General features: G+C 73.9%; 21 protein-coding genes. 7 read left to right on the top strand and 14 right to left on the bottom strand.

Annotated elements, in window-relative coordinates; genetic code table 11:
• Positions 1-120 precede the first annotated feature (120 nt).
• The 5 genes from LY05_RS00555 to LY05_RS00535 form a co-directional block, all read right to left on the bottom strand.
• Positions 121-1,113, bottom strand: a complete 993-nt coding sequence (locus LY05_RS00555; protein ID WP_249041815.1) for a BMP family lipoprotein — start codon at positions 1,111-1,113, stop codon at positions 121-123.
• A 270-nt stretch (positions 1,114-1,383) separates the two neighbouring features.
• Positions 1,384-2,871, bottom strand: a complete 1,488-nt coding sequence (locus tag LY05_RS00550; RefSeq protein WP_148921721.1) for a sigma-54-dependent transcriptional regulator — start codon at positions 2,869-2,871, stop codon at positions 1,384-1,386.
• A gap of 4 nt (positions 2,872-2,875) precedes the next feature.
• Complete coding sequence (locus tag LY05_RS15325) at positions 2,876-3,670, bottom strand: Hpt domain-containing protein (RefSeq protein WP_148921720.1); 795 nt, start codon at positions 3,668-3,670, stop codon at positions 2,876-2,878.
• A gap of 135 nt (positions 3,671-3,805) precedes the next feature.
• Positions 3,806-5,473 (bottom strand): thiamine pyrophosphate-dependent enzyme, encoded by a 1,668-nt coding sequence (locus LY05_RS00540; RefSeq protein ID WP_072746441.1) that lies wholly within the window; start codon positions 5,471-5,473, stop codon positions 3,806-3,808.
• A gap of 26 nt (positions 5,474-5,499) precedes the next feature.
• Complete coding sequence (locus tag LY05_RS00535; protein WP_148921719.1) at positions 5,500-6,714, bottom strand: acyl-CoA dehydrogenase; 1,215 nt, start codon at positions 6,712-6,714, stop codon at positions 5,500-5,502.
• A gap of 133 nt (positions 6,715-6,847) precedes the next feature.
• Here LY05_RS00535 and LY05_RS00530 point away from each other — a divergent pair, with 133 nt between their 5' ends.
• Both LY05_RS00530 and bmt read left to right on the top strand, forming a co-directional pair.
• A complete protein-coding gene (locus LY05_RS00530) occupies positions 6,848-7,771 on the top strand; it encodes a LysR family transcriptional regulator (RefSeq protein WP_072746443.1) in 924 nt (307 codons plus the stop codon).
• 156 nt (positions 7,772-7,927) lie between these two features.
• Positions 7,928-9,010, top strand: a complete 1,083-nt coding sequence (gene bmt / locus LY05_RS00525) for a betaine--homocysteine S-methyltransferase (RefSeq protein ID WP_072746444.1) — start codon at positions 7,928-7,930, stop codon at positions 9,008-9,010.
• Positions 9,011-9,196: 186 nt separating this feature from the next.
• On the opposite strand, the gene LY05_RS00520 is transcribed toward bmt, so the two are convergent.
• Positions 9,197-11,311, bottom strand: a complete 2,115-nt coding sequence (locus LY05_RS00520) for a M3 family metallopeptidase (RefSeq protein ID WP_148921718.1) — start codon at positions 11,309-11,311, stop codon at positions 9,197-9,199.
• Between the two features lie 145 nt (positions 11,312-11,456).
• On the opposite strand from LY05_RS00520, the gene LY05_RS00515 reads away from it, so the two are divergent.
• Positions 11,457-13,493, top strand: a complete 2,037-nt coding sequence (locus tag LY05_RS00515; RefSeq protein WP_148921717.1) for an AfsR/SARP family transcriptional regulator — start codon at positions 11,457-11,459, stop codon at positions 13,491-13,493.
• On the opposite strand, the gene LY05_RS00510 is transcribed toward LY05_RS00515, so the two are convergent.
• From LY05_RS00510 to LY05_RS00500, 3 genes are all read right to left on the bottom strand, one after another.
• Complete coding sequence (locus LY05_RS00510) at positions 13,490-14,308, bottom strand: RlmE family RNA methyltransferase (protein WP_083581158.1); 819 nt, start codon at positions 14,306-14,308, stop codon at positions 13,490-13,492. The genes LY05_RS00515 and LY05_RS00510 overlap by 4 nt on opposite strands.
• A complete protein-coding gene (locus tag LY05_RS00505; RefSeq protein WP_370426837.1) occupies positions 14,305-15,435 on the bottom strand; it encodes a Ppx/GppA phosphatase family protein in 1,131 nt (376 codons plus the stop codon). Before LY05_RS00505 ends, LY05_RS00510 begins: the two co-directional genes overlap by 4 nt.
• A gap of 156 nt (positions 15,436-15,591) precedes the next feature.
• Positions 15,592-16,299 carry a VPLPA-CTERM sorting domain-containing protein gene (locus LY05_RS00500; protein WP_072746447.1) on the bottom strand — a complete coding sequence of 236 codons (708 nt, stop codon included), beginning with the start codon at positions 16,297-16,299 and terminating at the stop codon, positions 15,592-15,594.
• Positions 16,300-16,426: 127 nt separating this feature from the next.
• Here LY05_RS00500 and LY05_RS00495 point away from each other — a divergent pair, with 127 nt between their 5' ends.
• Complete coding sequence (locus tag LY05_RS00495) at positions 16,427-17,608, top strand: M20 aminoacylase family protein (protein ID WP_148921715.1); 1,182 nt, start codon at positions 16,427-16,429, stop codon at positions 17,606-17,608.
• 542 nt (positions 17,609-18,150) lie between these two features.
• Here LY05_RS00495 and LY05_RS00490 read toward each other — a convergent pair.
• The 3 genes from LY05_RS00490 to LY05_RS00480 form a co-directional block, all read right to left on the bottom strand.
• On the bottom strand, positions 18,151-19,071 hold the full coding sequence (locus LY05_RS00490) for a c-type cytochrome (RefSeq protein WP_072746449.1): 921 nt from the start codon (positions 19,069-19,071) through the stop codon (positions 18,151-18,153).
• Between the two features lie 7 nt (positions 19,072-19,078).
• Positions 19,079-19,549 (bottom strand): c-type cytochrome, encoded by a 471-nt coding sequence (locus LY05_RS00485; protein ID WP_148921714.1) that lies wholly within the window; start codon positions 19,547-19,549, stop codon positions 19,079-19,081.
• A gap of 105 nt (positions 19,550-19,654) precedes the next feature.
• The gene (locus tag LY05_RS00480) at positions 19,655-21,349 is read right to left on the bottom strand and encodes an AMP-binding protein (RefSeq protein WP_148921713.1); all 1,695 of its coding nucleotides are present in this window, start codon (positions 21,347-21,349) and stop codon (positions 19,655-19,657) included.
• A gap of 308 nt (positions 21,350-21,657) precedes the next feature.
• Here LY05_RS00480 and LY05_RS00475 point away from each other — a divergent pair, with 308 nt between their 5' ends.
• Both LY05_RS00475 and LY05_RS15320 read left to right on the top strand, forming a co-directional pair.
• Positions 21,658-22,467 carry an IclR family transcriptional regulator gene (locus LY05_RS00475; RefSeq protein WP_072746450.1) on the top strand — a complete coding sequence of 270 codons (810 nt, stop codon included), beginning with the start codon at positions 21,658-21,660 and terminating at the stop codon, positions 22,465-22,467.
• A complete protein-coding gene (locus LY05_RS15320; RefSeq protein ID WP_148921712.1) occupies positions 22,464-23,321 on the top strand; it encodes a PaaI family thioesterase in 858 nt (285 codons plus the stop codon). The genes LY05_RS00475 and LY05_RS15320 overlap by 4 nt, the downstream gene beginning before the upstream one ends.
• Before the next feature lie 208 nt (positions 23,322-23,529).
• Here the strand turns inward: LY05_RS15320 and LY05_RS00465 are convergent, their stop codons facing one another.
• Together LY05_RS00465 and LY05_RS00460 are read right to left on the bottom strand one after the other, a co-directional pair.
• On the bottom strand, positions 23,530-24,192 hold the full coding sequence (locus LY05_RS00465; protein WP_072746451.1) for a histidine phosphatase family protein: 663 nt from the start codon (positions 24,190-24,192) through the stop codon (positions 23,530-23,532).
• Complete coding sequence (locus tag LY05_RS00460) at positions 24,189-25,268, bottom strand: NADP-dependent oxidoreductase (RefSeq protein ID WP_211356249.1); 1,080 nt, start codon at positions 25,266-25,268, stop codon at positions 24,189-24,191. Before LY05_RS00460 ends, LY05_RS00465 begins: the two co-directional genes overlap by 4 nt.
• A gap of 341 nt (positions 25,269-25,609) precedes the next feature.
• Here LY05_RS00460 and LY05_RS00455 point away from each other — a divergent pair, with 341 nt between their 5' ends.
• The gene (locus tag LY05_RS00455) at positions 25,610-26,380 is read left to right on the top strand and encodes an RluA family pseudouridine synthase (protein WP_148921711.1); all 771 of its coding nucleotides are present in this window, start codon (positions 25,610-25,612) and stop codon (positions 26,378-26,380) included.
• Position 26,381 lies beyond the last annotated feature (1 nt).

Genomic DNA, 26,381 nt, shown 5'->3' with positions numbered 1-26,381 from the left:
GCGATTCGAATGAACGAGGGGCCGAATAGCGCCTTGCGCGCCCGGCGCCAATGCGCGACGCAAGGGAAACGCCGCATGCGCGAAGGGCGGCGCGGCCGGTCGGCGCGCCGCCCGGAGCCCTCAGTAGGGGCAGGCGTTGTCGGACATGTAGTCGTGCACGACGATCTCGCCGGCGATGATCTTGGCGGCGGCCTCGTCGGCGGCGGCCTTCATCTCGGGCGTGATCAGGTCCTTGTTGTTCTCGTCCAGCGCATAGCCGACGCCGCCCTCGGCCAGGCCCAGAACCTCGAAGCCCGTGGTCCACTTGCCGTCCTGCACGTCCTTGAAGGCGTCGTAGACGGCCACGTCCACGCGCTTGAGCATCGAGGTCAGCACATGCCCCGGCGCGATGCCGTTCTGGTTGCTGTCCACGCCGATGGCCAGCTTGCCCGCATCGGCGGCGGCCTGGATCACGCCCAGCCCGGTGCCGCCGGCGGCGTGGTAGATGACGTCGGCGCCCTGGGCCATCTGCGCCTTGGCCAGCTCGCCGCCGCGCACCGGATCGTTCCACGCCGCGCCGGTGGTGCCGGTCATGTTCTCGAACACCACCGCGTCCGGATTGGCCGCCTTGACGCCGCCGCGATAGCCGCAGGCGAACTTGCGGATCAGCGGAATGTCCATGCCGCCGACGAAGCCGACCTTGCCGGTCTTGGAGGCCATGGCCGCCAGGATGCCGACCAGATAAGAGCCCTCATGCTCCTTGAACAGGATCGAGCGCACATTGGGCAGGTCCACCACCATGTCCACGATGGCGAAATTGGCGTCGGGGAACTCCTTGGCCACCTTCTCGACCGCGGCGGCCTGGCTGAAGCCGATGGCCACGATCGGGTTGTAGCCGCTGCGCGCGAAGCGACGCAGCGCCTGCTCGCGCTGGGCGTCGTTCTGGATCTCGAAATCGCGGTAGGCGACGCCGGTTTCCTTGCGGAAACGCTCGGCGCCCGAATAGGCGGCCTCGTTGAACGACTTGTCGAACTTGCCGCCCAGATCGTAGACCACGGCGGGCTTGAGCTCGGCGGCCTGCGCGGCCACGGCGGCCAGCGCGGCGGTCGCGGCCAGCAGCGTGCGTCGAAGCATGTGGATCATCCTTTCCCTGTCGGTTTGCGCGCCGCGCGGGCGAAGCCTGCACTTTGCGGTCGGCGCGGCGGCGTCGTTGCGTCGCGGGGCGGAAGGGTGCGGGCAAACGCGGCGCTTGGCAAGAGGCGACGCCGCGTCCGCCGGGCGCGTTCGTTGACGTCGCGCGCCGCCGGCGGCCTTGCGATGGCGCGGCCGCGTCCGCCGGCCGCTTTCGGTTTTCGCCCCCCTCGCGCGCCGGGGCTGGGGCGCGGCCGCGTCAGCCGGGCGCGCTCAGGCCTTGTCGCGGGCGCGCGCCCAGGCCTCGCGCTTGCGGTAAAGGGTCGAGGCGCTGACGTCCAGCATCCGCGCCGCCTTGGGCACCGAGCCGCCGCAGGCCTCGATGGTGGCCTCGATCACCTCGCGCTCGACATCCGCCAGCCGCGCCCCCACCATGGCGCGGGCATGGGCGCGCAGCCCCTCGGGCCCGGCGGGCGGGGCGGCGGGCGCCGCGGCCCCCGGCGCGCGGCCCGTCGCCGGGAACCAGCCCTGCGCGCCGTCGACCGGCGTCGGCGCCTGGCCCGAAACGATCTCGGGCGGCAGCATGGCGGGGGTCACCTCCTCGCCGTCATGCAGCACCGCCACATGGCGGATCGCGTTCTGCAGCTGGCGCACATTGCCCGGCCATGGATGCGAAAGGAACAGGCGCCGCACCTCTTCGCCAAGCCGCTTGAAGCGCTTGCCCTCCTCGCGGCTGAACTGCTCGAGGAAGGTCTGCGCGATTTCCAGCACGTCCTCGCCGCGCTCGCGCAGGGGCGGCAGGTGAATGGGCACGACGTGCAGGCGGTAGAACAGATCCTCGCGGAAGCGGCCGCGGCGCACCTCTTCGGCCGGGTCGCGGTTGGTGGCGCAGACGATGCGCACATCGACCTTGCGCGGCGTGGCCGCGCCCACGGGCTGGATGGTCGAGGTCTGGAGAAAGCGCAGCAGCTTGGCCTGAAGATCCAGGCTCAGCTCGCAGATCTCGTCCATGAACAGCGTGCCGCCGTCGGCCGCCGCCGCCGCGCCCTGCTTGTCGGCGACCGCGCCGGTGAAGGCGCCGCGCAGATGCCCGAACACCTCGGATTCCAGCAGATCCTTGGGGATGGCGCCGCAATTGAGCGGCACGAACGGCCCCGAGGCCCGGTTCGACACGGCGTGGATCGCCTGGGCGCAGACCTCCTTGCCCGAGCCGCTTTCGCCGGTGACGAACACCGTCGCGGTCGAGCGCCCGATCGAGCGCACCTTCTCATACACCGCCTGCATCGCCGGCGACGAGCCGACGAAGCCGTGAAAGCGGCTGCCGGCGGGCGGGGCGGCGGCCGCCTCGGCCGCGCCGCCGGCGGCGGCGGCGGCGTTCGCCACGGCCGATAGCAGGCGCTTGTCGTCGAAGGGCTTGACCAGGAAGTCGAAGGCGCCGCCGCGCATGGCGTCCACCGCGCGGTTGATCGAGCCGTTCGCCGTGATCACGATCACCTTCGCGCCGGGGTCGGCCCGCGTCATCTCGCGCAGAAGGTCGATCCCGTCGGCGTCGGGCAGGATCAGGTCCAGCAGCACCACCCGCGCCGCGCCGCGCGCGAATTCGGCCCGCGCGTCGGCCCCTGTCAGCGCCGCGCGCACGTCGTAGCCCGCCTTGCGCAGCACCGTCTCGTAGACCATCGACAGCGAGGGCGTGTCCTCGACCAGGAGGACCGGCCCCGCATCGGGCCGCGCAGCGAAGCCGGATAGGCGGGCGTGCGTCATGCGCCTAGCGCGGCCCGATGAAGGCCAGCACCTCGTCGGCCTCGGCGGTCAGCGCCGCCGCTGCCGCGCGCAGGGCCTCGTCCTCGGCCTGCTTGGCCAGGCGGTTGAGCTCTTCGGCCATGCGTTGCAGCGGCGTCGCGCCCACCGCGCCGGCGACCGAGATGAGAACATGCGTGGCCCGGCGCAGCGCCTCGCGATCGGCGGCGGGGGCGGCGGCGGCGACCAGGGCGCGCTGCTCGGCGATGTCGGCGCGCACGCGGGTCAGCAGCTCGTCCATCATCTCTTCGCCGATGGCCGCGGCCAGGCCTTCGTAGATCTCGCGATCCACATGCGCGCCGAAGCGCCCGGGGTCCACCCCGCCCACGGCCGGTTCGGCATCGGGCGCGGCGCCCCGCCCCGGCTCGGCGCCGCTCGGACCAAGCAGCGCCGCCGCCGCCTCGGCCGGCGCGTCGGGCGCAAGGCAGGCCGACGCGCCCGCCTCGCGCGCCAGGGCGCGGGCGCGCTCGTCCTCGGGCGCGGCAAGGGCGGCCACCGCCGGGCCGCCCGCCGCCGCGACCAGATCGCGGATCAGCTCGGCCCCCGCGCCGCCGTCGCAAAGCGGATCGACCAGCGCCAGGTCGAAGTCGTAGAAGCCGATCAGCCCCAGCGCCTCGTCTCGGGTCAGCGCGGCGTCCACCCGCATGCCCGCATCGCGCAGGGTCTGGGCGATCGCGCGCGCGGCGTCGCGCGCCGCCACGACAAGAACCGCGGCGTCGCGAAACGCCGCGCCCCGCGGCGCCGAAGCCGTCTCATGCCCCATTCAGAGCTCCCCTGATCCAAGCCTGCGCGCACGCCGCGCGCCGCATTCATCCATCCTGTTCATCCATAGGGTTAGCGCGACAACCGCCCCGCGGCAACCGCCCTGCGATCGGCGCCCCCCGTTCAGGCTCCCCGTTCAGCCGGCATCCGGCAACGCGCGCCCCGGCGCCAGCGCCCGAGGATCGAGCCGCAGATGCAGCGCCGCCGGCCCCTTCGCGGCCCGCGCATGGGCGCGCGCGCGCTCGAACGCGGCGGGAAAGTCCTCGTCGCGCGCGACCGTCTCGGCCCAGGCGCCGCAGGCGCGCGCCAGGGCGGCGAAGTCTGGGTTGCGCAGGCTGGTGGCGTGCGCGCGTCCGGGAAAGCGGCGCTCCTGATGCATGCGGATGGTGCCATACATGCCGTTGTCGCAGATCAGCGTCACCACCGAGGCGCCCGTCTGCGCCGCCGTCGCCAGCTCGAGCCCCGTCATCTGGAAGCAGCCGTCGCCCGCCAGGCAGAACACCTCGCGCGCGGGGTCGCGCAGCTTGGCGGCGATGGCGGCCGGCAGGCCGTAGCCCATCGAGCCCGACACCGGCGCCAGCTGCGTGCCGAAGGCGCGCCAGCGGTAGAAGCGGTGCAGCCAGATGGCGTAGTTGCCCGCGCCGTTGGTCAGAACGGCGTCGGGAGGCAGGACCTCGCGCATGTGGGCGATGACCCGCGACATGGTCAGCGCGCCGGGATCCTCGGGGGGCGCGTCGGTCCAGGCGCGGTAGGCGGCGTTCTCGGCGCGCGCGCTCCAGCGGCGGGGCGGCGCCTCGGCCAGCGCGGCCTCGAGGAACAGGCGCGGCGTGGCGTTGACGGCCACCTCGGGGACGTAGATGCGCCCCAGCTCGTCGGGCGCGGGGTGGACATGGATCAGGCGCTGGCGCGGGGCGGGAATGTCGAACAGCGAGAAGCCCTGGCTGGGGTTCTCGGAAAAGCGCGCGCCGATCATCAGCACCGCGTCGGCCTCGGCCGCGCGCCGCACCAGGGCGGGATTGGCGCCCAGCCCCAGATCGCCGGCATAGTTGGGATGCGTGGCGTCGAACAGCATCTGCCGGCGGAAGGTGACGGCCACAGGCACGTCCCATTCGGCGGCAAGGCGGTGCAGCGCCTCGCGCGCCGCCGCGTCCCAGCGGCTGCCGCCGACGATGACCAGCGGGCGCTCAGCCGCCGCCATGACCGCGCGCATCCGCGCCATGGCGGCGGGGTCGGGAGCGGGATCGGCGACCTCGACCCGCGGGCCGGGACGGGCGGGCGCGGGGTCGCGCAGCATGTCCTCGGGCAGCGCCAGCACCACCGGCCCCGGCCGGCCCGACATGGCGATGTGCCAGGCGTGCGAGACGATCTCGGGGATGCGGGCGGCGTCGTCGATCTCTTCGACCCATTTGGCCAGGTCGCGGAAGGTCTGGCGGTAGTCCACCTCCTGAAAGGCGGCGCGCCCGCGCATGGCGCGGCCGATCTGGCCCACGAACAGCACCATCGGCGTGCCGTCCTGCATGGCCACATGCACCCCGGCCGCGGCGTTGGTCGCGCCCGGGCCGCGGGTGACGAAGGCGACGCCCGGCCGGCCGGTCAGCTTGCCGTCGGCCTCGGCCATCATGGCGGCGGCGCCCTCGTGGCGGGCGTTGACCGTCTCGACCCCGGCGAGGCCGAGCGCGTCGAGCGCCTCGAGATAGCTTTCGCCCGGCACGCAGAAGACGCGCTCGACGCCCTGCGCGCGCAGGCACTCGACCAGCAGCCGCCCGCCGGTCGGCGCGTCGCGCCCGGTTCCGTCCGTGGTCATCGCGCCCCTCCCGCCCGGCCGCGCGCTCAGAAGAACGCCTGAAGGCCGGTCTGCGCGCGCCCCAGGATCAGGGCGTGCACGTCATGCGTGCCCTCGTAGGTGTTCACGGTTTCCAGGTTCTGGGCGTGGCGCATGACGTGATACTCGGCCTGAATGCCGTTGCCCCCGTGCATGTCGCGGGCCATGCGCGCGATGTCCAGCGCCTTGCCGCAGTTGTTGCGCTTGACGATCGAGATCATCTCGGGCGCGGCGCGGCCCTCGTCCATCAGCCGGCCCACGCGCAGGCTGGCCTGCAGCCCCAGCGCGATCTCGGTCTGCATGTCGGCCAGCTTTTTCTGGAACAGCTGGGTCTGCGCCAGCGGGCGGCCGAACTGGGTGCGCTCGAGCCCGTAGCGGCGCGCGCGATGCCAGCAATCCTCGGCCGCGCCCATGGCGCCCCAGCTGATGCCGTAGCGCGCGCGGTTGAGGCAGCCGAACGGGCCCTTGAGCCCCTCGACATTGGGCAGCAGCGCGTCCTCGGGAACCTCGACCCCGTCCATGACGATCTCGCCGGTGACCGAGGCGCGCAGGCTCAGCTTGCCGCCGATCTTGGGCGCGGACAGGCCCTTCATGCCCTTTTCCAGCACGAAGCCGCGGATCTTGCCGCCATGGGCCTCGGACTTGGCCCAGACGACGAAGACGTCGGCGATGGGCGCGTTCGAGATCCACATCTTCGAGCCGGTCAGGCGGTAGCCGCCCTCGGTCTTGACGGCGCGGGTCTTCATGCCGGCCGGGTCCGAGCCGGCGTCGGGCTCGGTCAGGCCGAAGCAGCCGATCCACTCGCCCGAGGCCAGCCTGGGCAGGTAGCGCCTGCGCTGCTCTTCCGAGCCGTAGGCGTAGATCGGATACATCACCAGCGAGGACTGCACCGACATCATCGAGCGATAGCCCGAGTCCACGCGCTCGATCTCGCGCGCGACAAGGCCGTAGGCGACGTAGCCCGCGCCAAGGCCGCCGTATTCCTCGGGGATGGTGACGCCCAGAAGGCCCATCCCGCCCATCTCGCGGAAGATCTCGGGATCGGTGCGCTCGTTCAGATAGGCGTCGGTGACGCGCGGCATCAGCTTCTCCTGCGCGTAGGCGCGGGCGCTGTCCATCATCATGCGCTCGTCCTCGGTCAGCTGATCGGCGAGCAGGAAGGGGTCCTGCCAGTCGAACGATGCGAGCGCGGGCGAGTCCTTGGCCTTGAGCGGGGCGTTCATGGCGCGTCCTCCGGGTCTTGGCGGGAGCGGCCCGCCGTTTTATGAAGATGAAGAATGAATGCAGCGCCGCGCGCGCCAAGGCAATTGCGTTTTCCTTCGCCCGCCCGCGCGATCCATTCCGAATGGGAATGTCATGACCTGGCCGCGACGCTTCCTGCCCCCCATCGCCCTGCTCGCCGCCTTCGAGGCGACCGCGCGCGCCGGCTCGGTCACCGGCGCGGCCGAGGAGCTGGACCTGACGCAAAGCGCCGTCAGCCGCCAGATCCGCGCGCTCGAGGCGCGGCTGCAGGTGGCGCTGTTCGCGCGCCGCGGCCGGCGGCTGGAGCTGACGCCGGCGGGCGCGCGCTATCTGGCCGAGGTGCGCCGGGCGCTGGGGATCATCGGGCGCGCCTCGCAGGACCTGGTGGCCAATCCCGACGGCGGCGTGCTCAACTTGGCCATGCTGCCCACCTTCGGCGCGCGCTGGCTGGCGCCGCGGCTGCCGCGCTTTCTGCAGGCCCATCCCGGCGTGACGCTGAACCTTGCGACGCGGCTGCGCCCTTTCGACTTCGCGGCCGAGGGGCACGACGCCGCCATTCATTTCGGACCCGAGGAAAGGCTGGCGCGCGACTGGCCCGGCGCCGAGGCCGCCTTCCTGATGCATGAGCGCGTGGCCCCCATGTGCGCGCCGGCCCTGGCCCCGAGGGCGCGCTCGGCCGAGGCGCTGGCGCGCGGGGCGGCGCCGCTGTTGCGCATCGCCACGCGCCCGCGCGCCTGGGACGACTGGCTGGCCGCCGAGGGCGCGCCGCCCCCGCGGCCGGGCGGGATGACCTTCGACCAGTTCGCCGCGCTGGCGCGCGCGGCCATGTCCGGGCTTGGCGTGGCGCTGCTGCCGCTGTTCATGACCGAGACCGAGCGCGCGCGCGGCGAGCTGGTCATTCCCTGCGGGCGGCCGCGCAAGAGCGCCGGCGCCTACTGGCTGGTCTGGCCCGCGGGGGCGGCCGAGGCGCCGCCGCTTTCGGCCTTTCGCGACTGGCTGCTGACCGAGACGGCGCGCCCGGCCGGGGGCTCGGGCTAGGCGGCGCGTCGGCCGCGCGCATGCGTGCAGCGCCCGCCCGCGCCGCGCGGCGGCCGCGGGGCATGCGGCGCCGCGCCCCGACCCCGCCCGCGGCGCGTTGCGCGCGGCGGCGTTTCATGGCATGACCCGCGCGTTCCCAGAAGGAGGCCGCCCGCCATGTCCGATCTTTTCCGCCGATTGCTGTCCGAGCGCGAATGGCTTCTGGCCGACGGCGCGACGGGAACCAACCTTTTCGCGCGCGGGCTGAACCACGGCGACGCCCCCGAGGGCTGGAACCTGGCCGAGCCGGACAAGGTGCGCGCGCATTACCGCGACTTCATCGAGGCCGGGTCGGACATCGTTCTGACCAACAGCTTCGGCGGCACGGCCAACCGGCTGAAGCTGCACGGGCTGGACGACCGGGTGTTCGAGGTCAACCGCGCCGCCGCGGCGCTGCTGAGGGCCGAGATCGACGCGGCGCGCGCCGCCACGGGGCGCGAGATCGTCTGCGCCGGCGACGTCGGCCCCACCGGCGACCTTTTCGCCGAGGTCGGCGGCGTTCTGACCCCCGAGACCGCGCGCGCCGCCTTCCGCGCCCAGATCGAGGGCCTGAAGGCCGGCGGCGCGGATGTGATCTGGATCGAGACCATGTCCTCGGCCGAGGAGTTGACCGCGGCGCTCGAGGCCGCGGCCGAGGCGGGGATGCCGGCCATCTCGACCATGTCCTTCGACACCAACGGCCGTACGATGATGGGGGTCACCCCGGCGGGCCTGGCGCGCCTTGCGCACAGCTGCGCGCATCCGCCCGCGGCCTTCGGCGGGAATTGCGGCACCGGGGCGCCGGATCTGCTGATCGGGCTGCTGAGCGTCGTCTCGCAGCTGGGCGACGAGGACGTTCTGGTCGCCAAGGCCAATTGCGGCATTCCCGAGTATGTCGACGGCGCGATCCGTTACTCGGGCACCGAAGAGCTGATGGCCGACTATGCGTGCCTGGCGCGCGATCTGGGCGCGCGCGTGATCGGCGGGTGCTGCGGCACGACCCCGGCCCATGTGCGCGCGATGCGCGAGGCGCTCGAGACGCGCCCGCGCGGCCCGCGCCCCACGGCCGAAGAGATCGTCGCGCGGCTGGGCCCGGCCAGCGCCGCGGCGATGGAGCTGCTGCAGGAGGGCGGCGGCGAGCGTCCCGCCGAGGCCGAGCGCCGCGGGCGCCGCGGACGCCGCGCGGGCCGCGAGGCGCGCGGCCCCGAAGCGGCGAACTGACCCCGGCGCGCCCGCCCCGAGGCGGGCGCGAAGCGGCCCGAAGCGCATCCGGCCGCGCGCCGCCATCGGCGGACGGCCCCAAGCGGCGCGGCGGCACGTTCGCGGCCACGGTCGCTCGATGCGCAACGGCTCGCCGCTTGCGCCCCCCGTTCGGACCAGCCTCGCCGCCCTGTCCTTGCGCTGCGCTCAGGCGGTCGCGGCGGCCTCGGACGCGCCTTGCCCGGCCAGGCCGCGCCGGCGCAGCAGCGCCGCCGGATCGGGGTCGCGGCCGCGGAAGGCGCGGTAGGCCTCGGCCGGGTCGCGGCTGCCGCCCGCGGCGTAGATGTGCCGCTCCAGCCGGGCGGCGACCTCGGGATCGAAGGGATCACCGGCCTCCTCGAAGGCGCCGAAGGCGTCCGCGTCCATCACTTCGGCCCACATGTAGCTGTAATAGCCGACCGAATAGCCCTCGCCGGCGAAGACATGCAGGAAATGCGGGCTGGCATGGCGCATGGCGACCGCCTCGGGCATGCCCATGCGCGACAAGAGCTCGGCCTCGAAGGCGGCGGGGTCGATCGCCTCGGGGTCGGGCAGCTCGTGCAAGGCCAGATCGACCGCCGCCGAGGCGACGTATTCGACCGTGGCGAAGCCCTGGTTGAAGGTCTCGGCCGCGCGCAGACGCGCGATCAGCTCCTGCGGCATCGGCGCGCCCGTCTCGACGTGCCGCGCGTGCCGGGCCAGCACCTCGGGCTGCGAGAGCCAGTGCTCGAAGAGCTGGCTGGGCAGCTCGACGAAATCCCGCGCCACGGCCGTTCCCGACACGAAGGGATGGCGCACGTCGGACAGAAGCCCGTGCAGCGCGTGGCCGAACTCGTGAAACAGCGTGCGCGCATCGTCCCAGCTCAGCAGGCTTGGCCCCTCGGCCTGGGCGAAGTTCATCACGTTCAGCACGATGGGCCGCACCTCGCCCATGCGCGGGTCGAAATTCTCCTGCGCGCGCAGGGCCGACATCCACGCGCCCGAGCGCTTGGAGGGCCGCGCGAAATAGTCGCCCACGAACAGCCCCACATGGCGCCCGCCGCGCGTCACCCGCCAGGCGCGCGCATCGGGGTGATGCAGGGCAAGCCCCTCGACCGGCGCGAATTCGAGGCCGAACAGCCGCCCGGCCACGTCGAACGCCGCGGCGATGACGTTGTCGAGCGCCAGATACGGCTTGACCGCGGCCTCGTCGAAATCGTGCAGGCGCTTGCGCAGCTTCTCGGCATAGTGGCGCCAATCCCAGGGGGCGAGGGCGATGTTCGCCCCCTCTTCGGCGGCCAGGGCCGACAGCGCGCGCGCCTCGTCCAGCGCGCGCGCGCGGGCGGGCGCCCAGACGCGGTCGAGCAGCGCGCGCACCGCCTCGGGCGCGCCGGCCATCTGCGGCGCCAGCTTGAAGGCGGCGTAGTTCGGATGCCCCAGAAGGCGCGCGCGCTCGGCCCGCAGGGCCAGGATGCGGCGGATGAGCGGGCGATTGTCCGCCTCGGACCCGCCCGCGCCGGCGCCGGTTCCGCGCCCCGCCCAGGCCCGCCAGGCGGCCTCGCGCAGATCGCGCCTGGCGCTGAAGGTCAGGAACGGCTCGACCGACGAGCGCGCAAGCGTGATCGCCCAGCCCTCCATCCCGCGCTCGCGCGCCGCGCGGCGGGCGGCGTCGATCACGTCGGCCGGCAGCCCCGCAAGATCGCCCTCGCCAAGCTGCAGCGTCCAGCCGGCCTCGTCGGCCAGCACGTTCTGCGAAAAGCGCGCCCCCAGCGCCGCCAGCTCGGCCGAGATCGCGGCGAGGCGCGCGCGGGCCGCCTCGGGCAGGCGGGCGCCGGCGCGCTCGAACTCGCGCCGATAGAGCATGAGCACGCGCGCCGCCTCGGCGTCGGGCGCAAGCGCATCGGCGCGCGCGGCCAGCGCGTCGATGCGCGCCAGAAGCCGCGAATCGCTCCACATGCGGGCGCGATGGCCGGCCAGAAGCGGCGCGACCTCGCGCTCGGCGGCGCGCAGCGCATCGTCCGAGCAGCAGCTCGCGAGGGTGAAGAAGGCCGCGCACAGCCGCCCCAGCGCGCGCCCCGACGCCTCGAGCGCGTCGATCACGTTGCCGAAATCGGCCGGACGCGGGTCCTGGGCGATGCGCTCGAGCTCGCGCTCGTGCTCGGCGATGGCGGCGCGGAACAGCGCGGGCCAGCGCTCGGGGCCGGCGGCGTCGAAGGGCGGCAGCTCGAGCGGACCGGCCAGAGGCGCGGCGAAGGGCGCCAGCTCGTCGGGCGAGGCGATGGCGGGTTTGTCGGATTTCGTCATCTCTGGTCCACGGATGATGGCGCGGGGCGCGCGCCTCGGGCTAGAATGGCAGCGGCCGCGCCCCGGCGGCGGGAACGCCAAGCATAGGGCGGGCAAGGAAACGAAGTGAAGCGCTTTGCATGAAGGCATCCGCGGACGAGAGACCATGAATCTCGAAGCTCCCAGCCAGCCGCCGCGCGTGGCGGCGGGCGCGGCGACGCTGCGCCTTTACGCCATGGGCGCGGCGCTGGCCGTGGCGTCGGACCCCGAGGGCGCGCCCGTCGGGCGGCTGGGGGCGAAAGGGGCGGCGATCCTCGCCTATCTGGCGCTGCAGCCCGGCCAGGCGGCCAGCCGCGACGCGCTGGTCGAGCTGTTGTGGAGCCAGAGCGCCCCCGAGCAGGGCCGCGCCAGCCTGCGCCAGGAGATGCGGCGCATGAAGCGGGCGCTGGGGCCGGCTTTCGACGCCGTCATCGACGCCGACAACGCCGCCATCGCGCTGCGCCCGGGCGCGGTGTGGTGCGACGCGCTCGAGATCGAGGCCGCAGCCGCCCATCGCGACGCGGACGGGCTTTCGCGGCTGGCGGATCTGCATCGCGGCCCGTTCCTGGGCCCGCTTCAGGTGCCCGAGAAGGATTTCCAGGACTGGACCGCCACGCAGGCCAGCCGGCTCGATTCCCTCACCCTGGACGGGCTGCTGCGCCAGCTGCTGCTGGACCAGGCGGCCGGGCGGCTGGAACGCGCGGCCAACGCGGCGCGGGCGCTGCTGCGCATCGACCCCTTGCAGGAGGACGTTCACGCGCGGCTGATCGCGCTGCTGGTCGAGCGCGGGCGCCTCAAGAGCGCGCGCGCGCATCTGGAGGATTGCCGCGCGCTTTTCCGCGAGGAGCTGGGCGAAGAGCCCCGCGCCGCGCTCGAGGCCTATGAGAACGCCCTCTCGTCCCGCCGCGCCGCCCGCGGCGCGCCGCCCGCGGCCCCCGCCCCCGCGCGCGAAGGCGGCGATTCCTTCTCGGCCCGCCCGCTGGCGGCGTTCAAGGCCGCCGACCCCGACTCGCCCGCCGACGTCGCCCTGCTGCGCGAGACGACGGCGATGATGGCCAATTGCTGCTGGCTGCGCGTGCGCAGCTGCGACGAGCTTTTCGCGGCGGGAATGAGCCCCGCGCAGATCGCCGCGCAGGTCGATTACGTGATCACGCTGGGCCGCCGCCCGGACGAGGCCCCGCGCGCCTTCTTCTCGGCCGCGCGCCGGGGCGACGGCGCGCTGGTTCTGGCTCAGGACGCCGAGCCCATGCCCGGCGACGCCTCGGACCCCCCGCGCGCGCTGGCGCGGCGCATCGCCGGGCGCGTGACGCCGGCGCTGCTGACGGCCGAGGTCGCGCTCGAACGCGCGCGCAAGACGCCGCCCGACGGCGATTTCTGGCGCCTTCTGATGGCCGCGCTGGGTCTGCGCCAGGCGCAGGACGCCGAGCTTCTGCGCAAGGCGCGCGGCTTTCTGCAAGGCGCGCTCGAGCTGCATCCCGACGATTCCACCGCCCTTGCGCTGCTGGCGCAGCTTCACATGGCCGAAGGATACCGCGGACTGACCCCCGACCCGCGCGCGGCCTTCTTCGTCGGGCGCGAGATGGCGCGCCGCGCGGTGCGCGCGCAGCCGCGCTCGGCGCTGGCGCACTACAGCTTGGGGCTGGGCGCCTCGTTTCTGGAGGGAACGGAAACGGGCCGGGCGTTGCAGCTGCGCGCGCTCGAGCTCAACCCCGCCTACGCCCCCGCCATGGCCGAGCTGGCGCGCCTGTTCGCGCTGGAAGCCTCCGAGGCCGAGGCCGATTTCTGGGCCGACCGCGCCCTGGCGCTGAGCCCCGACGACGCGCGCGCGCCCATCTGGCGCGCCTTCAAGGCCCTGGCCGCCTACGCCGCCCGGCGCCCCGCGCGCGCGCTGGAGCTGGCGCGGCTGGCCGTCGCCGAGGCGCCGGACGAGCTGTTCCCCGCGCTGATCGCCGCGGCCAGCCTTGCCGAGCTTGGACGCATGGACGAAGCCGCGGCGGCGCTCGCGCCCCATGGCGCGCGCCTGCCCGACCCGGCCGAGGAGCTCATGCGCGCTGCCCTGCCCTTCGCCGAAGAGGCGCGTCTGGACGAGCTGCTGACGACCTTCAAGCGCATCGCGGCCCATGCGCGGCCCGGCGCCAAGGGCCGGCCCGCTTCCCGCGGCTAGACCCCCGCCGGATCCCAGCCCGCCTGCCCGGCAGGGGGCTCGGGCGCGGCCGGGCTGCCGCGGAAGCCGCGCGCGACGACGTATTTCTCGGACGAATCGCTGCGGCTGGCGGGCGGCTTGACATGCGAGACATGCTCGTAGTCGCGCTTGAGCGCGGCCAGAAGCTCGGCCTCGGCGCCGCCCTGAAGCACCTTGGCGATGAAGGCGCCGCCGGGGCTGAGCACGTCGCGCGCGAAGGCGGCGGCCGCCTCGCACAGCGCGACGATGCGCAGATGATCGGTCGTCTTGTGGCCCGAGGCGAAGGGCGCCATGTCCGACAGCACCACGTCGGCCTGCCCGCCCAGCGCCTCCTTGACCGCCTCGTCGGCGCCTTCCTCGAGGAAATCGAGCTTGAGCACCTCGGCGCCCGGCAGTGGCTCGACATCCTGAAGATCCACGCCCAGAACGCGCCCCACGCGCTTGCCCGGCTTGCGGCCCAGCGCGTTGACCCGCGCCACCGCGACCTGCAGCCAGCCGCCCGGCGCGCAGCCCAGATCCACCACCCGCGCGCCCGGCGTCAGAATGCGCAGCCGGTCGTCCATCTCGATCAGCTTGTAGGCCGCGCGGCCGCGATAGCCGTCGCGGCGGGCGGCGGCGACGTAGGGGTCGTTCAGCTGCCGCTCGAGCCAGCGGGTCGAGCTGAGCTTGCGCCCCTTGGCCGTCTTGACGCGCTTCTTCAGATCCTGCCGCCCGCGCCCCGAGGCGCCGCCGCGCTCGGCCGCGGCGCCCTTGGGGGCGTGGCGGCGCACGCCCGGCGGAAGCTTGTCCTTGCTCATGCGTCGCCCATCCTTTCGGTCCACATCTGGCTGTAGAGCAGCCCCTCGCGCAATCCCCGGTCGGCGACGCGGATGCGCGGCGCGGGCCACAGACGCAGGATGGTGCGCAGGATCGCGCCGCCCGCCACCACCAGCTCGGCGCGGTCATGGCCCACGCCCGGATGCGCGCGCCGCCCCGCCGGCCCCATGTCCACCAGCGCGTTGATCAGCCGCACCGCGTCCTCCGCGCCCAGCCACATGCCATCGACCTTCGCGCGGTCGTATCTGACCAGCCCCTTGTGCAGCGCGCCCAGCGTCGTCACCGTGCCCGAGGCGCCGATGATCTGCAGCCCCGGCAGGCGGCGCTGAAGGGCGGGGTCCTCGTAGGGGATGAAGCCGGCCAGGTTCTCTTCGAAGAACCAGGACATGAGCGCATAGCGGCTGCGGTCGTCGCGCACGTCGGCGAACTTGTCATGCAGCGTCGCCACGCCCACCGGCGCCGAGATCCAGTCCACCACGCGCGCGCGCGCCTCGCGCCGCAGGGCCGAGCGCCGCTTGCCCCCCGGCCCCGGCGCCAGCGCCATGAGCAGGTTCTGCCGCTCGGCCGGGTCGAGCCCCTCGAGATCCACCCAGATGAGCTCGGTCGAGCCGCCGCCTATGTCGAAAACCATCAGGCTGCGCGCCTCGGGATCGAGCAGCGGCGCGCAGCCCGCCAGGGCCAGGCGCGCCTCCTGCTCGGGGGTGATGAGCTCCATCTCGAGGCCCGTTTCCCGGCGCACGCGGCGCAGGAAGGCCCGCCCGTTGATCGCCCGCCGGCACGCCTCGGTGGCGATGACCCGGGCGCGGCGCACCTCGTGGCGGCGGATCTTGGCCGCGCAGATGCGCAGCGCGTCGATGGTGCGGTTCATGGCCGCGTCGCACAGCGCGCCGGTGCGCTCGACCCCCTCGCCCAGGCGGACATTGCGCGAGAAGGCGTCGATCACGTCGAAATGCGCGCCCGCCGGCCGCGCGACCAGCAGCCGGCAGTTGTTGGTTCCAAGATCCAGGGCCGCGTAGCACGGCCTGTCGCGATCATGCGCCGCCCGCGCGTCCCCGCGCGCGGCGCGGGTCGCGGCTGGGGCGGCGCCCCGGCTCGACGCCATGGCTATGTTCCGATCCGTTGGGGCTGCAAGCCCGCTGCTTGCCATCAGAGGTAGCGAGTCGCGCGCGCTTTCTCAAGAGCCGCCCGCTCAAACGCGCGAAAACGCCCGGGCGAAGCGCCCGGGCGTCGATGTTTCGGCGGGAACCCTGAGTCGCGTTCCGCTTCAGCCCTTGCGGCGCAGCCGCATCCCGGCCAGGCCGGCGAAGCCCGACAGCAGCAGAAGCCCTGCCGCGGGGACCGGCACCGGGTTGATCTGGCGCGCGTCACTGATGATGAAGTCGTCGAAGCCGAACTGATCGTTGCTGCCGATGGCGCGGAAGCGGACGGCGTTGAACGGGTTGCTCTGGCTGGTGATGCCCCAGAACAGGATGTTGCCGTTCGGCCCGGCCATGCCGACGTTCTCCGAGAACAGCACGTTGTTGGCGTCGTCCAGGAAGTCCAGCACCAGCTGACCGTTGAAGTCGCCGATATCGGTTCCGTAGAAGCCGAAGGCGGCCACGTCGGCGCTGAAGGTGATGGTGGTGCCGCCCTGACCGGTGCCGATCAGGTAATACTGGCTGCCCGAGGTCGCGAATCGGCCCTTCCTGGCTTCGGTCGCGTTCTCGGCCTGCACGCGCCCGCCGGCCGACATGGTCGCCGTGATCGAGCCGGTCGAGCCGGGGAAGTTCATCGACACCGGCGGCGTCTGCCCGTCGGCGAAGCTCTCGAAGTCCTGGCTGCCGACGTTGCTCAGCGCGGACAGGAAGCTCGCGCGTGCGGCGTTCGAGTTGACCCAGGTGGCGCTGTCGTCGGGGTTAACCCCCGTGACGTCCTGCCCGTAATAGACCGCCGCAGAGGCCGTCCCGCCCCAGGCGAACGCGGCAAACGCCATGGCCAGTGAAACTTTTTTCAACATGATGATTCCCACCGATCGATACACTTGCCTCTTGATACCAGAAGCCGAAGGCGTTTGTCACCATCGATTAACGGCCGTTAACCAAAACCGCGAAGGAGCCGCCATGCCCGCAAGACGAAGCCTTGCCGAAGAATTCGCCTCGGAGGCGCAAGAGATCGCCGCATGGCGGCGCGAGCTGCACATGAACCCCGAGCTGGGCTACGATCTGCCCCGCACCGCCGCCTTCGTCGCCGACAAGCTGCGCGCCTTCGGCTGCGACGAGGTGGTCGAGGGAATCGGCCGCTCGGGCGTGGTCGGGCTGATTCGCGGCGCGGCGCCGGGCCCGACCATGGGGCTGCGCGCCGACATGGACGCCCTGCCCATCCTCGAGGCCAGCGGCGCGCCCTGGGCCTCGCGCGCGGCGGGGCGCATGCACGCCTGCGGCCATGACGGGCACACGGCCATGCTGCTGGGCGCGGCGCGGCGGCTGGCGCGGGAGCGCGACTTCGCCGGGCGCGTCGCGGTCATCTTCCAGCCCGCCGAGGAGGGAGGCGCCGGCGCGCTGGCCATGGTGCGCGACGGGCTGATGGAGCGTTTCGAGATCGCGCAGGTCTTCGGCATGCATAACCTGCCCGGCGCGCCCGAGGGGGCGTTCCTGATGCGCCCCGGCCCGATCATGGCCGCCTCGGACCAGTTCGACATCGCCGTCGAGGGGCGCGGCGGCCATGCGGCCCTGCCCCATGCCTGCGTCGATCCGGTGCTGACCGCCGCGCATGTGGCGGTGGCGCTGCAAGGCGTGGTCAGCCGCGCGGTCGATCCGCTCGAGCCGGCGGTGGTCTCGGTCACCGGCATCGCCGCCGAGGGCGAGGCCTACAACGTCATCCCCGCCCGCGCCCGGCTGCGCGGCACGGCGCGCAGCCTGTCCGAGCCGGTGCGCGCGCTGCTCGAGGCGCGCGTGCACGAGGTCGCGCGCAACGTCGCCGCCGCCTACGGCGCCGAGGCGCGGGTGGACTGGACGCGCGGCTATCCGGTCACCGTCAACGCGCCCGCGCCGCTGGCCTTGGCGGCGCGCGCGGCGCGCGACGTGGCCGGCGCCGCGATGGTGGACGAGGCGGCGCCGCCGCTCATGGGCGCCGAGGATTTCGCCTACATGCTCGAGGCGCGCCCGGGCGCCTTCATCTTCATCGGCGCGGGCGACTCGGCGCCGCTCCACAACCCGGCTTACGACTTCAACGACCGCATCATTCCCGCCGGCTGCGCCTATTGGCTGGCGCTGACGCGCCGCGCCCTGCCCCCGCATGGGTGAAGAGCCCGCATGAAGGAGCCCCGCCCGCGCCGCCGACCGGCCTGCGCCCCCGCGCGCAGCCTCTCGCGCCGGAGGGATGGCGGCGCCCGGACAAGGCGCGGCGGCTGCGCTTCGCCGCCGGCCGCGGGCGGACGGGGCGAAGAGGCCACACCGCCAGCAGCGTGAACGGGCGCCGACGCCGCCCGCGCGCGGGTCGCAGACGGGCCGCAGACGGGCCGCAGACGGGCCGCAGACGGGGCGGCGATGGGTTGATCCGAAGGGTTGATCCGAAGGGTTGATCCGAAGGGCGGCGCCGCGCAGGCCCGCGCCCCCCGTGCGAGGCGGGATCGCGAGCGCGCGATAAACCGTGCAAAGCGCGTCGCAGCCGCACCCCCGCGCGGGGAGTGATGGATCCGCGCCCGAGCGGCGCGCACCCCGCGCCGCCCCACCCCCGCGCGGGGCGGGATGGCAGACGCGCCCCCGCCGGCCGCCGCTCCGCGGGGCGGTCACGCGCTCGGCGCGGGGGGCGGGGTGGTCACGCGCTCGGCGCGGGGGCTGGGTGGTCATGGGCTGGGCGGGACCGCCTTGAGATAGGCCGCGATGGCGCGCAGGTCCTCCTTGGGCAGGCCGGACAGGTTGCGCACGACCTCGGCCATCGAGCCGCCGACGCTGTCGTAATCGGGCGTGAAGCCCGACTCGAGATACCAGGCGATGTCCTCTTCGGACCAGCCGCCGATGCCCTTCGGCCCCGGCGTGATGTCGGGAACCACGCCCGGCCCGTCCGGGTTCGGCGCGCCCTGAAGCCAGCGCGCGCGGTCAAGCACGCCCAGCGCGTTGCGCGGGGTGTGGCACTCGGCGCAATGGCCGGGCCCCTCGACCAGATAGCGCCCCCGCATGGCAAGGGCGTCGTCCGCGGGCACGTCCACGACCCAGGAGGGGTCCAGCGCCAGCAGCTTCCACAGCCCCAGCCCGCGGCGGATGTTGAAGGGGAAGGGCAGATCATGCCCCGGCGGGCGCGAGTCCGAGGGCGGAAGCGCGCGCATCCACGCCCACAGATCGGCCACATCCTGCGGCGTCATGCGCGCATATGAAACATAGGGGAAGGCCGGGTAAAGGTGCCGCCCGTCGCGCCCCACGCCGCGCAGCATGGCGGCGGCGAAGTCCTGCAGGCTCCACGCGCCGATCCCCGCCTCGGGATGAGGCGAGACGTTCGGCGCCGTGAAGGTTCCGAAGGGCGTGACGAAGCGCCGGCCGCCGGAAAGGACGGGGCGCTCGGCCGGCTCGGCGCCCGGCGCCGCGTGGCAGGCGGCGCAGCCCCCCACGCGAAAGACCAGCGCGCCGCGCGCCGCGTCGCCCTGCAGCCCGGCCGTCAGCGCCGGATCGGGGCGCCGCGGCGCGGTGGCCAGCCAGAACGCCGCCGCCCCGGCCGCGGCCAGCGCCGCCGCCGCGCCCAGAAGGCGGCCCGACCGGCGCCGGCCCGGCATGGCGCGGTCACTCCTTCTTCACGCGCCAGGCTTCGTGGCAGGACTTGCAGTTTCCGGCGACCTTGCCGAAGACCGGCTTGAAGGCGTCCAGATCCGCCGGCCGCGCCGCGGCCGCGGCCGCCGTGTCGCGCGCGAAGGCGCCGATGGCGGCCTTGAACCCCGCCATGTCCTGCCAGATCTTCGGCGAGGCCTCGGTCTCGCCCGCATCGGAGCCGGGCGGGAAGAAGGCGCCAAGGCCCAGCGCCGCGTTGTTCATGGCGCGGAAGGCCGCCTCGGCCACGCGGGCGTCATAGGGCGCCTCGCCCTTGACCATGCCGGCCAGAAGCTTCATCGAGCCGCCGACGTTCTTCATCATGTGCTGGCGCACCGAGACGGGATCGTTCAGATCCGCCGGCGCCGAATCATTGGCCGCCAGAGCGGCGGCGGCCATTCCCCCCGCGGCGACCGCCGCGACCGCAAGCCTGGTGATCATGCGCATGCCGTGCTCTCCCTGCTGAAGGCGCGCCTTGCGCAGGCGCGCCGTTTTTTCGTTCAACGGGCGAAAGCTTAGCGCGCCGCTCGCGCGCGCGCCACAGGCCATGCGTCAACCCCCCGCGCCGCGCAGCTCGTCGCGCAGCTCCTTGCGCGACAGCTTGCCGACCGCCGTGCGCGGCAGATGATCGCGGAATTCGAGCGCCGCGGGCAGCTCGTGCCGGCCCAGCTTGTCGGACAGGAACGCGCGCAGCTCGTCGAGGGCGAAGGGCTGCGCGCCGGGGCGCAGGGCGACGAAGGCCTTGGCGCTTTCGCCGCGGTAGTCGTCGGGGATGCCGATGACCACGCATTCGGCGACGGCGGGGTGCTCGTAGATCGCCTGCTCGATCATCTGCGGATACACGTTGTAGCCCGACGAGATGATCATGTCCTTCTTGCGGTCCACCAGCCAGACATAGCCCTCCCGGTCGATGCGCCCGATGTCGCCCGTCAGCAGCCAGCCGTCATGGAAGGCCTCGACGTCGGCGTCGGGGCGGTTCCAGTAGCCGCGCGTGATGTTGGGGCCGCGGATCGCCAGCTCGCCCGTCTCGCCGAGGGGCAGCTCGCGCGCGGGATCGGCCACGTCCACCACCTTCATCTCGAGCCCGGGCAGCGGCAGCCCGACGCTGGCGGCCTTCTCGGGCGGGATGTCGCGCAGATGACCCGTGCCCGCCGAGGCGGTCTCGGTCATGCCCCATCCGCCGCCCAGCCTGAGGCCGGTCAGCTGGTCGAAGCGCTTCTTGACCTCGAGCGGCAGCGGCGCCCCGCCCGAGCCCACCAGCCGCAGCGAGCTCAGGTCCCGCTTGTCGATGTCGGGCATGTTGACGAGCGCGGTCCACATCGTCGGCACGCCCGGGAACAGCGTCACGCGCCGGCGCTCGATCAGGTCCAGGATCTCGGCCGGATCGAAGCGCAGCGCCAGCACCATGTGCGCGCCCTCCTGCGTCTGGCGCAGCAGCAGCACCACCAGCGCGTAGATGTGGAACAGCGGCAGCACCACCAGCGCCACCTCCTGCGGCGGCGCGTCGGGATCGCCGGCGATGCCGAAGCCCTCATACCACGCGTCGTAGATCGACACCGCCGCGGTCAGGTTGCGATGGGTCAGCACCGCGCCCTTGGGCAGGCCCGTGGTGCCGCCGGTGTATTGCAGCAGGGCCACGTCCTCGGGCGCGGCGGGGCTGGCGAAGGGGCCGTCGGGCGCGCCCGCCAGGAACTCCTCGGCGCCGACGAAACGCGCGTCCTGCGGCAAGGGCGCCAGCGGAACCGGCAGCGGGCCGAAGGCGCCCGCATCGCACAGGATCACCCGATCGACCGCCCCCGACCGCGCCAGCTGCTCGGCCAGCGCGGTCATGTTGGGCAGGTTCGTCGTGACCAGCGTGCGCGCGCCGCTGTCGCGCAGCTTGTGCTCAAGCTCGCGCAGGGCGTCGAGCGGGCTCAGATGCGCCACCCGCGCGCCCGCCGTCAGCGCGCCGTAGAAGAAGATCGGATGCCAGGGCAGGTTCGGCAGGTAGAGCGCCACCGCCTCGCCCGGCCCGATCCCGGCGCGCGCCAGCGCATGGGCCGTCTGGCGCACGCGCCGCGCCAGCTCGGCGTAGCTGAGCGTGGTCGGACCGAAGCTGAGCGCGGGCAGCGGGCCGTGCCGGGCAGCGGCCTCCTCGAACAGCTGCGGGACGGTGCGCGGCGCGATCTTCGGGTCGGGATCGACGCTGGGCGGATACGAAGCGCGCCAGGGGCGAGCGCGGCTTGGCAGCGCGTCGTCGGCAGGCATGGGCGTTCCTCCGGTCCGTTCGGTTCCGCTTGGCGGAACCCTGTTTTGGAAAGACGGTAGAAAGCGCCCGCCCTCGCTGTCAACCAAGCCGCGCGGCAAGGCGACGCAACGTCAATCCGCTTGACCCGACGCCTGCGGTTGTGAAGAAAGCATTGACCGGATCGCAAGTTTGCGAAAGCCTGTTCCGCAAAGAACGAAAACAAGGCGCAGCCGCGCCGCCCAACACGGAGGCCCGCCATGAAAGCCCGCCCAGCGGCCTGGGTCAGCCGCGCGCCCGCCGCGCCGCGCCCCGGTTCAGGAGCCGCGTCATGACCGTCGCCGACGACGCCCGCGAAGGCGCCGAGGACCGCAAGTTCGTCACCTCGCTGGCGCGCGGGCTCGAGATCCTGCGCTGCTTTCGCCCGGGCGAATACGGCCTGACGAACCAGCAGATCGCCGAGCGCAACGGCCTGCCCAAGCCCACCGTCACGCGCCTGACCTACACGCTGTGCGCGCTGGGCTATCTGATCTACTCCGAAAAGACCGGCGTCTATCAGCTGGGGCCGGGCATTCTGGGGCTCGGCTACGGCGTGCTCAACGGCATGGAGATGCGCGAGCGCGCCCTGCCGGCGATGGAAGAGCTGGCCCAGGCCGAGAACGTCACCGTCGCGCTGGCCGAGCGGCACAAGCTCAAGGCCGTCTACGTCGCCGTGCGCCGCGCGCCCCAGACCCTGGCGCTGTCGCTGGACGTGGGCGCGCGGCTGCCGCTGGCGGCCTCGGCGATCGGGCGCGCGATCCTGGTGGCGATGGAGCCGGACGAGCGCCGCCGCATCATGGACGAGCTGGCCGCCGAGCGCCCCGAGCACGCCGCCGCCAACGCCGAGGGTCTGGCCCGCGCGCTGGAGGAATACCGCCGGCATGGCTACGTCTCGTCCTTCGGCGAGTGGAAGAAGGAGATCCACGGCATCGCCGCGCCCATCTACTCGGCCGATCGCGAGCGCATCTTCGCCATGAATGTGGGCGGCCCGTCCTTCCTCGTCTCGCCCGAGTTCCTGCGCGAAGAGATGGGTCCGCGCCTGGCGCGGGCCGCGCGCGACCTGACGCTGGCGCCGCTCGACGCGGCCGGCCGCGAGGCATGAGCGCAGCGCCCCCCGGCCCGCCCCCCGGCGCACCTCCCGCGCCGCCCCGCCAGGGCGCCGAACAGGCCCCGGGACGTAGCCCGGGCGCAGCCGGCGCGCGCGAGGACGCGCCGCGGGCGGCGCGCGCCGATGCGCGACCGGGCGGCCCCGGCGCCGCGTCCGGCGCGCTTGCCGGCGAGGCGGGGGCGGATGAGGCGGGGGCGGATTCGGCGCATGAGCCGCGCGCTTCCGGCGGCGGCGCGCGCCCGGCGGCCGGCGACCATTCCGCCGCCCCCGGCCCCGAAGCCGCCCCCGGCGCCCGATCGCGGGACGCCGCGCCGAGCCGCTCGTCCGGCGCGGAAACGGGCGGCGCGGACGGGGGCGACGCGCCTGGGGGCCCGGCGCCGGAGGCGGACGCGCTTGCGCGGGCCGAACTCTCGGGTTCGGTCGATCCCGTCACCGGAGAGCCCCTCTACCCCTTCCAGCGCCTTCTCGGCTTTCGCATAGAGGCCTGGTCCGAGGGCTACGCGCGCGTCGCGCTCGAGGTCGATCCCGCCCGCCATGCCAACCGCTACGGCCTGCCCCATGGAGGCGTGCACGCGGCGTTGATCGACACGGCGGCGGGCTTCGCCGGCTGCTGGTGCCCCCATCCGGGCCGCGTGCGGCGGGCGATGACGCTGTCGCTGACCATCAACTATCTGGGCCAGCTGCGCGGGCGGCGCATGATCGCCGAGGCGCGCCAGACCGGCGGCGGACGCAAGACCTTTTTCGCCGAGGTCGATCTGCATGACGAGACCGGCGCCCCTCTGGCCAAGGGCGTGGCCACCATGCGCTGGCGCGGCGCCGGCGGCGACCCGATGGGCGATCCGGCCTGAAGCCGCGCGGCCGGGGGCCTGCGCGCCCCGGCCGCACCCGCCCGGGAGCGTCGGCGCAAAACGGCGGCGAAGGCGGGGTTCGAGCGGCGCCGAACGCGCCGCGGCGGCCGAATGGTCCGCGGCGAAGGCGCCGTGGGCCGCGGCGACGCTCGCCCCCGACCCGCCCCGCCGGGCCAGGGCGAAATCCGCCGGCCCGGCCGTCGCCCGGTCAGGACCAGGTGACGGCGCCGGGGCGCAGGTCCAGATGCGGGGTCTCGTTGAAGCTGCCCAGCCAGGGCGCCTCGCGCCCCGCGAAGAAGCGCGTGAGCGAGGCGTTGCGCACCTGCATGTGCAGGCGGATCATCGCCTCGGCCGGCGCCGACAGCGCCGCGCGCACCGCCTGCCCGATCACCCCGCCCGAGCTGACCGCCAGCACCGGCCCGCCCTCGGCCGCCGCGGCCAGGGCGCGGGACATGGCCTCGGCCACGCGCGCCTCGAAGGCGGCGAAGCTCTCGGCCCCGTCGATGCGCCCCGCCTGCCAGTCGGCCAGCGCCCGCGCCAAGGCGCGGAAATGGCCGCGCCGGTCGGTCGGGACCGGTTCGTCGGGGTTGGCGCGCCGCCAGGCGGCCAGAACCGCCTCGGCGTCGTATTCGTCGAAGCCCGGATGGGTCTCGATCTCGAGCTCGGGCAGCCCCATCGCCTCAAGCGCCAGCGCCGCCGTCTCGCGCTGGCGGCGCAGCGTGCCCGCCAGCGCCCGAACCGGCCGCACGCCCGCCGCGGCCAGGTGCTCGCCCAGCCAGCGGGCCTGGCTGCGGCCCAGATCGGACAGCACGTCGTAATCCTGCGCGCCGAAGCTGGCCTGGCCGTGGCGCGCCAGCAGAAGCTGGCTCACGCCTTGTCCCCGCGCGTGGGATCGTCCGAGACGCGGACCAGCTGCTTGCCCAGATTGCCGCCCTTGAGCATGGCGATGAAGGCTTCGGGCGCGGCGTCGAGCCCCTCGGCGATGGTCTCGCGATACTTCAGCCGCCCGTCGCGGATCATGGCCGAGACCTCTTCCTCGAAGGGGGCGAAGCGGTCGTTGTGGTCGAAGATGATGAAGCCCTGGACCTTGAGCCGCTGCACCAGGATCGTGCGCCAGACCCTGGGCAGGCGATCGGGGCCGGGAACCTCGCCCATGCCCAGCCCGCCAAGGTCGTACCACGAGATCATGCCGCAGACCGGGATGCGCCCGTGCACGTTCATCAGCGGAATGACGGCCTCGAGCGTCTTGCCGCCGACATTCTCGTAATAGATGTCCACGCCGTCGGGGCAGGCCTCGGCCAGCTGCGCGCGCAGCGCCTTGGCGTCGGGCGCGGCGCGGTGGTCGATGCAGGCGTCGAAGCCCAGCTCCTCGACCGCGTAGCGGCACTTGTCGGGGCCGCCCGCCACGCCCACCGCGCGCAGACCCCGGGCCTTGGCCAGCTGGCCGACCACCTGGCCCACCGCGCCCGTGGCGGCGCCGACGACCAGCGTCTCGCCCGCCTTGGGCTGGCCGATGTCGTTGAGGCCCACCCAGGCGGTGTGCCCGGGCATGCCCAGCACGCCCAGCGCGGTCGAGATCGGCGCGCGCGCCGGGTCCAGCTTGCGCACGCCCTCGCCGTCGGACAGCGCATGGGTGGCCCAGCCGAAGGGGCCGACCACGAACTCGCCCACCGCGAAGCCCGGATGGTTCGAGGCGATCACCTCGCCCACGGCGCCGCCCTGCATGGTTTCGCCGATCTCGACGCCCTTGGCGTAGGACTTCGATTCGTCCATGCGCCCGCGCATGTAGGGATCGAGCGACAGCCAGATCACCCGCACCAGGAACTGGCCGGGGCCGGGCTGGGGCATGGGAAGCTCCTCGATGCGGAAGCAGTCGGGGGTGACGGCGCCCTTGGGACGGGCGGCCAGCGCCACACGGCGCATGGTGGCGGGAATGGTCTGGGTCATGGCGAACATCCTTGCTTCAAGCTGCGGAACTGCGTTCCGCTCTTGTCGGCACTCTAACCGAGGCGCCGCGCGGCGCAAGGGCGCATCGACGGCTCCGGCCGACGGCCGGCGCCCGCGGCCCCGATCGCCCCCCGGTCGGCGCGCCCGACAGGGGCCGGACGCGGGCCGGACACGGGTCGGACACGGGCGGGACACGGGCTGGACACGGGCCGAAGAGTGGCCGAAGAGGCGCCGCAGACTGGCGCGATACGGGCGCGAGACGGGCGGAACTGGACGCCGGCGCGCCACGCCGCTAGCTTTCCGGCCCGCGCAACGCCCCGCCCCCGCCCGCAGGAGCCCCCATGCCCGCCAGACCGCCCGCGCCGCCAGCTGCGCCAGCCGACGCGCCATCCGACGCGCCCGGCCCGGACGGCGCGCGCTCGGCCGGCGCCGCCGGGTCGGCGGCGGGCGCGTCGGCGCCCGTTCCGCCGCTGCGCTACGCGCCCCCGCAAGAGCCCTGGCTGCCCGTTCTGCTGGCCGATGACGACGCGCTGGCCGTGGACAAGCCCGCCGGCCTGCTGACCGTTCCGGGCAGGACGCCCGACCTTGCCGACTGCGCCGAGGCCCGCGCGCGGCGCCTGTTCCCCGGCGCGCTGATCGTTCACCGGCTGGACATGGACACCTCGGGCGCGCTGCTGATGGCGCGCAACCGGCGCGCCCAGCGCATCCTGTCGCTGCAATTCGAGCGCCGCCACGTGCGCAAGGCCTACATCGCCCGCGTCCGCGGCCAGGTGGCGGACGAGGCCGGCGAGATCGACCTGCCGCTGATCTGCGACTGGCCCAACCGCCCGCGCCAGATGGTGGACCATGCGCGCGGCAAGCCGGCGCTGACGCGCTGGCGCGTTCTGGCGCGCGAGGACGGCGCGACGCGCCTGCTGCTCGAGCCGCTGACCGGCCGCAGCCACCAGCTGCGCGTGCACATGCTGGCCATCGGGCATCCCATTCTGGGCGACCGGCTGTATGGCGGCCCCGAGCCCGGCGCCGAGCGGCTGCAGCTGCACGCCTGGCGGCTGGATTTCCGCCACCCGCGCGACGGCGCGCATGTGCGCGTCGAGGCCCCCTGCCCGTTCTGAG

Origin of the sequence: Oceanicella actignis, assembly GCF_008124525.1 — a bacterium.
Taxonomy (GTDB): domain Bacteria; phylum Pseudomonadota; class Alphaproteobacteria; order Rhodobacterales; family Rhodobacteraceae; genus Oceanicella; species Oceanicella actignis.
This window is presented reverse-complemented; position numbering and strand designations above follow the sequence as displayed.

Coding starts and splice junctions, on each gene's coding strand:
- LY05_RS00555 (WP_249041815.1), bottom strand. CDS start 1,113: ATGCTTCGACGCACGCTGCTGGCCGCGACCGCCGCGCTGGCCGCCGTG.
- LY05_RS00550 (WP_148921721.1), bottom strand. CDS start 2,871: ATGACGCACGCCCGCCTATCCGGCTTCGCTGCGCGGCCCGATGCGGGG.
- LY05_RS15325 (WP_148921720.1), bottom strand. CDS start 3,670: ATGGGGCATGAGACGGCTTCGGCGCCGCGGGGCGCGGCGTTTCGCGAC.
- LY05_RS00540 (WP_072746441.1), bottom strand. CDS start 5,473: ATGACCACGGACGGAACCGGGCGCGACGCGCCGACCGGCGGGCGGCTG.
- LY05_RS00535 (WP_148921719.1), bottom strand. CDS start 6,714: ATGAACGCCCCGCTCAAGGCCAAGGACTCGCCCGCGCTCGCATCGTTC.
- LY05_RS00530 (WP_072746443.1), top strand. CDS start 6,848: ATGACCTGGCCGCGACGCTTCCTGCCCCCCATCGCCCTGCTCGCCGCC.
- bmt (WP_072746444.1), top strand. CDS start 7,928: ATGTCCGATCTTTTCCGCCGATTGCTGTCCGAGCGCGAATGGCTTCTG.
- LY05_RS00520 (WP_148921718.1), bottom strand. CDS start 11,311: ATGACGAAATCCGACAAACCCGCCATCGCCTCGCCCGACGAGCTGGCG.
- LY05_RS00515 (WP_148921717.1), top strand. CDS start 11,457: ATGAATCTCGAAGCTCCCAGCCAGCCGCCGCGCGTGGCGGCGGGCGCG.
- LY05_RS00510 (WP_083581158.1), bottom strand. CDS start 14,308: ATGAGCAAGGACAAGCTTCCGCCGGGCGTGCGCCGCCACGCCCCCAAG.
- LY05_RS00500 (WP_072746447.1), bottom strand. CDS start 16,299: ATGGCGTTTGCCGCGTTCGCCTGGGGCGGGACGGCCTCTGCGGCGGTC.
- LY05_RS00495 (WP_148921715.1), top strand. CDS start 16,427: ATGCCCGCAAGACGAAGCCTTGCCGAAGAATTCGCCTCGGAGGCGCAA.
- LY05_RS00490 (WP_072746449.1), bottom strand. CDS start 19,071: ATGCCGGGCCGGCGCCGGTCGGGCCGCCTTCTGGGCGCGGCGGCGGCG.
- LY05_RS00485 (WP_148921714.1), bottom strand. CDS start 19,549: ATGCGCATGATCACCAGGCTTGCGGTCGCGGCGGTCGCCGCGGGGGGA.
- LY05_RS00480 (WP_148921713.1), bottom strand. CDS start 21,349: ATGCCTGCCGACGACGCGCTGCCAAGCCGCGCTCGCCCCTGGCGCGCT.
- LY05_RS00475 (WP_072746450.1), top strand. CDS start 21,658: ATGACCGTCGCCGACGACGCCCGCGAAGGCGCCGAGGACCGCAAGTTC.
- LY05_RS15320 (WP_148921712.1), top strand. CDS start 22,464: ATGAGCGCAGCGCCCCCCGGCCCGCCCCCCGGCGCACCTCCCGCGCCG.
- LY05_RS00460 (WP_211356249.1), bottom strand. CDS start 25,268: ATGACCCAGACCATTCCCGCCACCATGCGCCGTGTGGCGCTGGCCGCC.
- LY05_RS00455 (WP_148921711.1), top strand. CDS start 25,610: ATGCCCGCCAGACCGCCCGCGCCGCCAGCTGCGCCAGCCGACGCGCCA.